7 protein-coding genes are annotated in these 8,882 nt (G+C 68.7%); 1 reads left to right on the top strand and 6 read right to left on the bottom strand.

Annotated elements, in window-relative coordinates; genetic code table 11:
* Nucleotides 1-45 precede the first annotated feature (45 nt).
* From odhB to AX721_RS20925, 5 genes are all read right to left on the bottom strand, one after another.
* Entirely contained in the window at nucleotides 46-1,263 is a 1,218-nt protein-coding gene (odhB, locus tag AX721_RS20945; RefSeq protein WP_068877918.1) for a 2-oxoglutarate dehydrogenase complex dihydrolipoyllysine-residue succinyltransferase, read from the bottom strand.
* A 55-nt stretch (nucleotides 1,264-1,318) separates the two neighbouring features.
* A complete protein-coding gene (locus AX721_RS20940; RefSeq protein ID WP_068877917.1) occupies nucleotides 1,319-4,270 on the bottom strand; it encodes a 2-oxoglutarate dehydrogenase E1 component in 2,952 nt (983 codons plus the stop codon).
* Between the two features lie 82 nt (nucleotides 4,271-4,352).
* A complete protein-coding gene (gene sucD / locus AX721_RS20935; protein WP_068877916.1) occupies nucleotides 4,353-5,231 on the bottom strand; it encodes a succinate--CoA ligase subunit alpha in 879 nt (292 codons plus the stop codon).
* 3 nt (nucleotides 5,232-5,234) lie between these two features.
* Complete coding sequence (gene sucC, locus AX721_RS20930) at nucleotides 5,235-6,434, bottom strand: ADP-forming succinate--CoA ligase subunit beta (RefSeq protein ID WP_068877915.1); 1,200 nt, start codon at nucleotides 6,432-6,434, stop codon at nucleotides 5,235-5,237.
* 164 nt (nucleotides 6,435-6,598) lie between these two features.
* Complete coding sequence (locus AX721_RS20925; protein ID WP_197422665.1) at nucleotides 6,599-7,147, bottom strand: DUF2306 domain-containing protein; 549 nt, start codon at nucleotides 7,145-7,147, stop codon at nucleotides 6,599-6,601.
* Between the two features lie 154 nt (nucleotides 7,148-7,301).
* On the opposite strand from AX721_RS20925, the gene AX721_RS20920 reads away from it, so the two are divergent.
* Complete coding sequence (locus AX721_RS20920) at nucleotides 7,302-8,069, top strand: LytTR family DNA-binding domain-containing protein (RefSeq protein WP_068877913.1); 768 nt, start codon at nucleotides 7,302-7,304, stop codon at nucleotides 8,067-8,069.
* Nucleotides 8,070-8,073: 4 nt separating this feature from the next.
* On the opposite strand, the gene AX721_RS20915 is transcribed toward AX721_RS20920, so the two are convergent.
* On the bottom strand, nucleotides 8,074-8,616 hold the full coding sequence (locus tag AX721_RS20915; RefSeq protein ID WP_068877912.1) for a GNAT family N-acetyltransferase: 543 nt from the start codon (nucleotides 8,614-8,616) through the stop codon (nucleotides 8,074-8,076).
* Nucleotides 8,617-8,882: the final 266 nt, after the last annotated feature.

Genomic DNA, 8,882 nt, shown 5'->3' with positions numbered 1-8,882 from the left:
CGCCTCGGGATCGCCGTGATCGAGCCGCCCGACCGCCGTGGGGGATCAGACGTCCAGCAGCAGGCGCTGCGGGTCCTCGATGGCTTCCTTGACGTGGACCAGGAACGTCACCGCGCCCTTGCCGTCGACGATCCGGTGATCGTAGCTCAGGGCCAGGTACATCATCGGACGCGCCACGATCTGGCCGTTCACGACCATCGGCCGCTCCTGGATTTTGTGCATGCCCAGGATGCCCGACTGCGGCGGATTCAGGATCGGCGTCGACATCAGCGAGCCGTAAATGCCGCCGTTCGAGATGGTGAAGGTGCCGCCCTGCAGGTCCTCCATCGAGAGGGCGCCGTCCCGGGCTTTCTTGCCCAGGGCGCCGATCTCCTTCTCGATGTCGGCCAGGCTCATGGCGTCGGCGTCGCGAACCACGGGCGTCACCAGGCCCTTCTCGGTGCCGACGGCGACCGAGATGTCGTAGTGATTCTTGTAGATGATGTCCGTGCCGTCGATCTCGGCGTTGACGTCCGGCACCTGCTTCAGGCCGTGGATCACCGCCTTCACGAAGAAGGACATGAAGCCCAGCTTCACGCCGTGCTTCTTCTCGAACACGTCCTTGTAGGCGTTCCGCAGCGCCATGACCTCGGTCATGTCCACCTCGTTGAAGGTGGTCAGCATGGCGGCGCTGTTCTGGGCCTCCTTCAGCCGGCGCGCGATGGTCTGCCGCAGGCGGGTCATCTTCACCCGCTCCTCGCGCTCGTGGACGGCGCGAGGCGCGGCCGGCGCGGGCGCTGGGGCCGGGGCCTTGGCGCGGGCTTCCAGGGCGGCCAGGGCGTCGCCCTTGGTCACGCGGCCGTCCTTGCCGCTGCCCGGGATGGCGGCGGGCTCCAGGTTGTTCTCGGCGGCGATGCGCTGGGCCGAGGGCGCCAGCACCGGCTCCGCCGCCGCTTTTGCGGCCGGGGCGGGGGCGGATTCCGGCTTCGGCGCGGGCTTGGGCGCCTCGGCCTTGGGGGCTTCGGCCTTCGGGGCCGCCGCCGCCGCGCCGCCTTCGCTGATCTTGCCCAGCACCGCGCCGGGCTCGACGGTCGCGCCCTCCTCGGCGGTGATCTCGGCCAGCACGCCGTCCGACGGGGCCGCCACTTCCAGGCTCACCTTGTCGGTTTCCAGCTCCACCAGGATCTCGTCCTTGCGGACCGCATCGCCGGCCTTCTTCGCCCAGCGCGCCACGGTGGCTTCGGTGACGGATTCACCGAGGGCGGGGGTCATGATGTCGGCCATTGGGGGATCGGCTCCTTGGGTCTCGGACACAAACAGAGTGGGGATAGCGGAAAGTCTAGGCGAAGGCTTCCGTGAGGAACGCTTCGAGTTCCTTCAGGTGGCGGCTCATCAGGCCGGCGGCCGTGGACGCCGAGGCCGGGCGGCCCACGTATCGGGCGCGCTTGGCCTTCACGTTCATGCGCTCCAGCGTCAGCTCCAGCCAGGGGTCGACGAACTGCCAGCCGCCCATGTTCTTGGGCTCCTCCTGGCACCACACCAGCTCGGCGTTCTTGAACCGCTTCAGCTCGTTGCTGAGCGACTTCAGCGGCCAGGGATAGAACTGCTCCAGGCGCAGGATGTAGACGTCGTCGCGGCCGGTCTTGGCGCGTTGCTCCACGAGGTCGAAGTAGACCTTGCCCGAGCAGGCGATGACCCGCGTGATCTCGGCGTCGGGCTTCAGCGTCACGCCGCCCACGTCGCAGCCCGCCTCGGCGCCGTCCACCATCACCCGGTGGAACCCGGTGCCCTCGGCCAGGTCGGCCAGGTCGGACACCGCGCGCTTGTGGCGCAGCAGGCTCTTGGGCGTCATGACGATCAGCGGCTTGCGGTATTCCCGCAGCAGCTGGCGACGCAGGACGTGGAAGTAGTTCGCCGGGGTGGTGCAGTTGACCACCTGCATATTGTCTTCCGCGCAGAGCTGCAGGAACCGCTCCAGGCGCGCCGACGAGTGCTCGGGCCCCTGGCCCTCGTAGCCGTGCGGCAGCAGCATCACGAGGCCGCTCATGCGCAGCCACTTGCGCTCGCCCGAGCTGATGAACTGGTCGATCACCACCTGGGCGCCGTTCACGAAGTCGCCGAACTGGCCTTCCCACAGGGTCAGGGTGTCCGGGTCGGTCAGCGAGAAGCCGTACTCGAAGCCCAGCACGGCCTCTTCCGACAGCGCTGAATCCAGCACCTCGAAGTGCGCCTGGCCGGGGCCGAGGTTCCGAAGCGGGAAGTAAACTTCCTCGGTCTTCTGGTCGATGATGCCCGAGTGGCGCTGGCTGAACGTGCCGCGCACGCTGTCCTGGCCGCTGAGGCGCACCGGATAGCCCTGGTCCAGCAGGCTGGCGAAAGCCAGGCTCTCGGCGGTGGCCCAGTCCAGCCCGACGCCGGCCTCAATGGCCTCGCGGCGGGCGGCGATCACCCGCTCGACCGTCTTGTGAACCGCGATCCGCTCGGGGACCGAAGTCAGCTTGCGGCCGAGGTCCAGCAGCTTCTGCTTCGGCACGCCGGTGGCGAACCGCTCGTCGCCGGTGGGCAGCTTCAGGCCCGACCACTTGCCGTCCAGCCAGTCGGCCTTGTTGGCCTTGTACTGCTTGCCGGCCTCGAACTCCTCGTCCAGGAACTTGTCGAAATCGGCGATCCAGCCGTCGACGTCGGCCTGGCTGCAGACGCCCTCGCCCACCAGGCGCGTCGCGTAGAGGTCGCGCACCGACGGGTGGTTCTTGATCTTCGCGTACATCAGCGGCTGGGTCATCGTGGGGTCGTCCCCCTCGTTGTGACCGAAGCGCCGGTAGCAGAACATGTCGATGACCACGTCCTTGCCGAACAGCTGGCGGTACTCGGTGCCCACCTTGGCGGCGAAGGTCACGGCCTCGGGGTCGTCCCCGTTCACGTGGAAGATGGGCGTTTCCACCATCAGGGCCACGTCGGTCGGATAGGGCGACGAGCGGCTGTTCTTGGGGCTGGTGGTGAAGCCGATCTGGTTGTTGACCACGAAGTGCATGGTGCCGCCGACGCCGTAGCCGCGCAGGCCCGACAGCGCGAAGCACTCGGCCACCACGCCCTGGCCCGCGAAGGCCGCATCGCCGTGCAGCAGCAGCGGCAGCACGTGGCCGCGGCCGGCGTTCGGCTGCTCGCGCAGGGTGAAGGCCTGCTTGGCGCGCACCTTCCCGATCACCACCGGGTTGACGATCTCCAGGTGGCTGGGGTTGGCCGTCAGCGACAGGTGCACGCTGTTGCCGTCGAACTCGCGGTCCGACGAGGCGCCCAGATGGTACTTCACGTCGCCCGAGCCCTGCACGTCGGAGGGCACGGCCGAGCCGCCTTGGAACTCGTGGAAGATGATGTGGTACGGCTTGCCCATCACGGCGGCCAGCACGTTCAGGCGTCCGCGGTGCGGCATGCCCAGGACGATGTCCTTCACGCCCATGGCGCCGCCGCGCTTGATGATCTGCTCCAGCGCCGGGACCATGGCCTCGCCGCCGTCCAGGCCGAAGCGCTTGGTGCCGGGGAAGCGGCGGTGCAGGAACTGCTCGAACCCTTGCGTCTCGATCAGCTTCTTCAGGATGGCGACCTTGCCCTCCTTGGTGAAGACGATCTCCTTGTCGCGGCCCTCGATGCGCTCCTGCAGCCAGGCCTTCTCCTTCGGGTCGGAGACGTGCATGTACTGCACGCCCACGTTGCCGCAGTAGGTCCGGCGCAGGATCTCCAGGATCTCGCGGATGCTGGCGGTCTCGAGACCCAGCACGAAGTCCAGGAAGATCGGCCGGTCGAAGTCGGCCTCGGCGAAGCCGTAGGTGGCCGGGTCCAGTTCCGAGGCGTCGCCCGGCGTGGTCGCGATGCCCAGCGGGTCCAGGTTGGCCTTCAGGTGGCCGCGCATCCGGTAGGCGCGGATCATCATGATGGCGCGCAGGCTGTCGAGGGTGGCGGCGCGGACCTCGTCCACCGAGGCGGTGGGCTTCTTGTCCTCGATCGCCTTGCCGAGCTTGGCTTCGACCGCGGGCCACAGCCCGTCGATGGCGCTCATCCAGTCGGGGCGGGCGTGCGGGGTTTCGGTCTTGGCCCAGGCGGGCTTGCCGGCGGCGCGGGCCACGTCCGACTTGCCGTCGAGCAGCGAGGCGAAGAACGCCTGCCAGGACGGGGCGACCGAATTCGGGTCGGCCGCCCATTTCGCGTAGAGATCCTCCACGAAGGCCGCATTGCCGCCGTAGAGGAAAGAGGTCTCGGCCATCACTTCGTTGATGAGGCCTGCGTCGTCCGCCATGTCCTTCGCCTTCCGCGGGCGGGCCCACGGACTTCGGAAGAAGGAGCCGAGCGCGGACCGCCCCAATACGAATGTGTGGCGCTTACGCGCCCTTCAAAACATCCAGAAGCGTGGTCCCGAGCGCCGCCGGGGACGGCGACACGCGGATGCCCGCAGCTTCCATGGCCGCGATCTTGTCTTCGGCGCCGCCCTTGCCGCCGGAGATGATCGCACCCGCGTGACCCATGCGCCGCCCGGGCGGCGCGGTGCGTCCCGCGATAAAGCCGACCATTGGCTTCTTGTTCGGTGAATTCTTGATGAATTCCGCCGCGTCTTCCTCGGCCGAACCCCCGATCTCGCCGATCATGATGATCGACTCGGTCTCCGGGTCCTTCAGGAACATGTCGAGCATGTCGATGAACTCGGTGCCCTTCACGGGGTCCCCGCCGATGCCCACGGCCGTGGTCTGGCCGAGACCCACCTGCGAGGTCTGGAAAACGGCTTCATAGGTAAGGGTGCCCGAGCGGGAAACAACGCCCACCGAGCCCTTCTTGAAGATGTTCCCCGGCATGATGCCGATTTTGCACTCACCCGGCGTCAGCACGCCGGGGCAATTCGGGCCGATCAGCCTGGATTTCGAGCCGCTGAGCGAGCGCTTCACCTTGACCATATCGGCCACCGGGATGCCCTCGGTGATGCAGATGATCAGCGGGACCTCGGCGTCGATGGCTTCCAGGATCGAGTCCGCGGCGAAGGGCGGCGGGACATAGATCACCGAGGCGTCGGCGCCGGTCTGCTTCACCGCCTCGGCGACGGTGTCGTAGACGGGCAGGCCGATGTGGGTCGTGCCGCCTTTGCCGGGCGTCACGCCGCCGACCATCTTCGTCCCGTAGGCGATGGCCTGTTCCGAGTGGAAGGTGCCCTGGGCGCCGGTGATGCCCTGGCAGATGACGCGGGTGTTCTTGTTGATCAGGATCGACATGTCTTACGCAGCGCCCCGCACGGCCTTGACGATCTTCTCGGCGCCATCCGAGAGGTCGTTGGCGGCGATCACGTTCAGGCCGCTCTCGTTGATGATCTTCTTGCCCAGCTCGACGTTGGTGCCCTCGAGGCGCACCACCAGCGGCACCTTCAGGCCCATTTCCTTCACGGCCGCCACCACGCCCTCGGCGATGATGTCGCAGCGCATGATGCCGCCGAAGATATTGACCAGGATGCCCTTCACGTTCGGGTCGGCGGTGATGATCTTGAAGGCCGCGGTGACCTTCTCCTTGCTGGCGCCGCCGCCCACGTCGAGGAAGTTGGCCGGCTCGGCGCCATAGAGCTTGATGATGTCCATGGTGGCCATGGCCAGGCCCGCGCCGTTGACCATGCAGCCGATCTCGCCGTCCAGGGCGATGTAACTGAGGTCGTACTTGGAGGCCTCGATCTCCTTCGGGTCCTCCTCGCTCTCGTCGCGCAGGGCGACGACGTCCTTGTGGCGGAACAGGGCGTTCGAGTCGAAGCTGACCTTGGCGTCCAGGACGCGCAGCTGGTCGTCGGCCGTGACGATCAGCGGGTTGACCTCCAGCATCGCCATGTCCTTGGCGACGAAGGCGGCATAGAGCTGCTCCAGCAGCTTGGCCGCCTGCTTGGCCAGGTCGCCCTTCAGGCCCAGCGCGCCGGCCAGGGTGCGGCCGTGGTGCGGGAAGACGCCGGTGGCCGGGTCGACGGTGAAGGTCACGATCTTGTCGGGGGTCGAATGGGCGACCTCCTCGATGTCCATGCCGCCTTCGGTGGAGGCCACGACCGAGACCCGGCTCGTTTCGCGGTCCACCAGCAGCGACAGGTAGAATTCCTTGGCGATGGCGGCGCCTTCCTCGATGTAGAGGCGGTTCACCTGCTTGCCCTTGGGCCCCGTCTGGTGCGTCACCAGCACCCGGCCCAGCATCTCCGCGGCGTTGGCCTTCACGTCCTCGACGCTCTTGACCACCCGCACCCCGCCCTTGGCGTCGGGGCCAAGGCCCTCGAAGCGCCCCTTGCCGCGCCCGCCGGCGTGGATCTGGGACTTCACGACGAAGACCGGCCCGCCGAGCTTGTTGGCGGCTTCGACCGCTTCGTCGACGGAGAACGCGGGATAGCCGCGCGGGACCGCCACGCCGAACTCCGCGAGGACGGCTTTGGCTTGGTGTTCGTGGATGTTCATGAGGCCTTTGGGGGCGACTGCGAGGGAGGCTCGCCCCTGGCGGCGAGTGAGGCGGCTTATAGCGCCCCCTCGCGGGATGACAACTGCGTGAGCGGCCGAAAACCGCCCTGGCGCGCACGAAGGTCACCTCGGGTCAACAGCTTGCTCTCTCCGAGGGAGCGGGCTCACCCCAGGAACATCGTCCACAGGGTCCGGCCGGGGATGAAGGCGATGAACAGGTTGATGGCGAAGCCGCCGTAGAACAGGCCCATCATCGTCCTGCGATGCCGCTGGACCTCCCGCCGCTTCGCCCACATCACCGCGAGCGGCAGGACGATGAGCACCCAGCCCGTGAACAGATGCAGCAGCGACCACCGCCCATGGTTCAGGCTGGTGATGAACAGGGTCGCCCCCGCCGTGAGAAGGACGAGGACCACCCAGACCCAGCCGGCGACCCGGTGGAAGGTCCGCCCCTTGCGCGCGGTCATCAGCACGCCGCCCAGCAGCAGCGCCGCCACCGCCGCGACGAGGTGAACCTTGATGGCGGGCGAGAGGCCCATGAACAGCGCCACGTCCGGCCAGTGCGGCCGGGCCGAAAGCGCCAGGGCGGCGACGCCCTTCCACGCCCCACCCAGGGACAGGCCGACGATCCCCACGACCGCGGCCATGGCGATCCCGAACCGCACCCCGAAACTCATCGGCTTGCGGGCCGGCGTTTGCGAAACAGACGACATCCTTTTATCTCCGCTCGATGGCCGGCGCCTCCGCGCGGCCGGGTCGAGCGGCACATGACGGCGGGCGGAAACGGTGGCGAGCGGAGATGCGCCGAGTGACGGCGGGCCTTCGCGAACGGCCGCAGGGCGCCGTTGGCGCTTCGCGAGCGGCGGCATGATCCAGCGCCTGCTCCTGCGCCTGGGGCCCTATGACGAGGTGCGCGGCTGGCTGCGCGGCCTTGCGGTGGCCCTGGCCTCCAGCCTGTTCCTCGCCTTGTCCGGCGCCTTCGGGACTGGCGATGCGCCGCTGTCGACGCGCCTGGCCTACTGGATGGGGCTGATGCTGGTCGGCTACGTCTGGGGCGCCTTCCTCGCCCGGCAATTCTTCCGCAACGGCCGCCTGCGCACCGGCAAGCTGTGGCTGGACGCGGTGATCGCCGCCCTGGTCATGTCGGCGCCGTTCACCGTGGTGGTCTGGTTCGCCAGCAGCCGGGCGTTCGACACCCGCATACCGCTCGCCCGGATGTGGATGCTGTTCGGGCCGGTGCTGCTGGTCTCGCTGGCGCTCACCGCCATAAACCTGCTGCTGGAGGCGCGGCGGGCCCCCGAAACCCAGGCCGCTCCCCGTCCGCCCAAGTTCCTGGACCGGCTGCCGCTCAAGCTGCGCGGCGCCGAGATCTGGGCCGTCGAGGCCGAGGACCATTACCTTCGCCTGCACACCTCCAAGGGCCAGGACCTGATCCTCCTGCGCCTGGCGGACGCCATCGCCGAACTGGAGGGCGTCGAGGGCGCCCAGGTCCACCGCTCGTGGTGGGTGGCGCGCGAGGCCATCACGGACGCGCGTCGCGGCGACGGCCGGGCCGTGCTGACGCTCAAGGGCGGCGCCGAAGTCCCGGTCAGCCGCACCTACGCCGGACAGCTGCGCGAGCGCGGCTGGATCTGAGGCCTCAGCGCCTCCGCGCCAGCCAGTCCGCCCGGCTCTGCCCCCAGCAGTCCACGGCCACGTTCATGGGCGGCGGCAGCACGGCCTGGCGCAGGATCGTCGAGCCCAGCCGCTGGGCGACGCGCTGGGAGTTCACGTTGGCCGCCTCGATGGTGTGGATCACCTCGGTCCAGCCCAGCGCATCGAAGGCCCAGTCGATGGTCGCCGCCGCCGCCTCGGTGGCGTAGCCCTTGCCCCAGGCGGCCCGCGCGATGCCCCAGCCCACCTCGGTCCCGGGCCAGCCCTCCGGCTGCCAGGGCCCCACGCGCCCCACCCACTGGCCGCTCGCCTTCTCCACCACCGAAAACATCGAGAACCCGCGCACCAGCCAGGCGCCCGACATGACGCTCATGATCCGCCAGGCGCCGATGCGGTCCTGCTTGCCGCCGATGAAGCGCGCGGCCTCCTCGTCGGCGCAGAACGCGGCCCAGGCCTCGAAATCGCCCGGCTCCGGCGCGCGCAGAATGAGGCGTTCGGTCTCAAGAGTGGGGATTTCCAACGGCACGATTTTGCCTCAATCTGGAGTTGGGAGAGAGTTCGAGGTTGGGGTGGAACCTGGACGGCGCGTGCGCCGTCGCGAAGCCCCTGCCCGCTGCGTCGAGGGACCCGTGTACCAGGGGGCTTCGCATGACGCAGGACGATTTCGACGACCGGCCGCTTGAGATCTCCGAACCGCCGCCGGCGGACGGTCGCCGCCCGGGCGCATCCGGCCGGATGATGGCCGCGGGCGTGGTGGGCGCGCTCACCCTGGGCGGAGGCCTTGGGCTCTGGGCC

It is taken from the genome of Phenylobacterium sp. CCH9-H3, assembly GCF_001557235.1.
Classification (GTDB): Bacteria; Pseudomonadota; Alphaproteobacteria; order Caulobacterales; family Caulobacteraceae; genus Phenylobacterium.
Note: the sequence above shows the minus strand (reverse complement) of the source record. Positions and strands in the feature narration are given on the sequence as shown.

Coding starts and splice junctions, on each gene's coding strand:
- odhB (WP_068877918.1), bottom strand. CDS start 1,263: ATGGCCGACATCATGACCCCCGCCCTCGGTGAATCCGTCACCGAAGCC.
- AX721_RS20940 (WP_068877917.1), bottom strand. CDS start 4,270: ATGGCGGACGACGCAGGCCTCATCAACGAAGTGATGGCCGAGACCTCT.
- sucD (WP_068877916.1), bottom strand. CDS start 5,231: ATGTCGATCCTGATCAACAAGAACACCCGCGTCATCTGCCAGGGCATC.
- sucC (WP_068877915.1), bottom strand. CDS start 6,434: ATGAACATCCACGAACACCAAGCCAAAGCCGTCCTCGCGGAGTTCGGC.
- AX721_RS20925 (WP_197422665.1), bottom strand. CDS start 7,147: ATGTCGTCTGTTTCGCAAACGCCGGCCCGCAAGCCGATGAGTTTCGGG.
- AX721_RS20920 (WP_068877913.1), top strand. CDS start 7,302: ATGATCCAGCGCCTGCTCCTGCGCCTGGGGCCCTATGACGAGGTGCGC.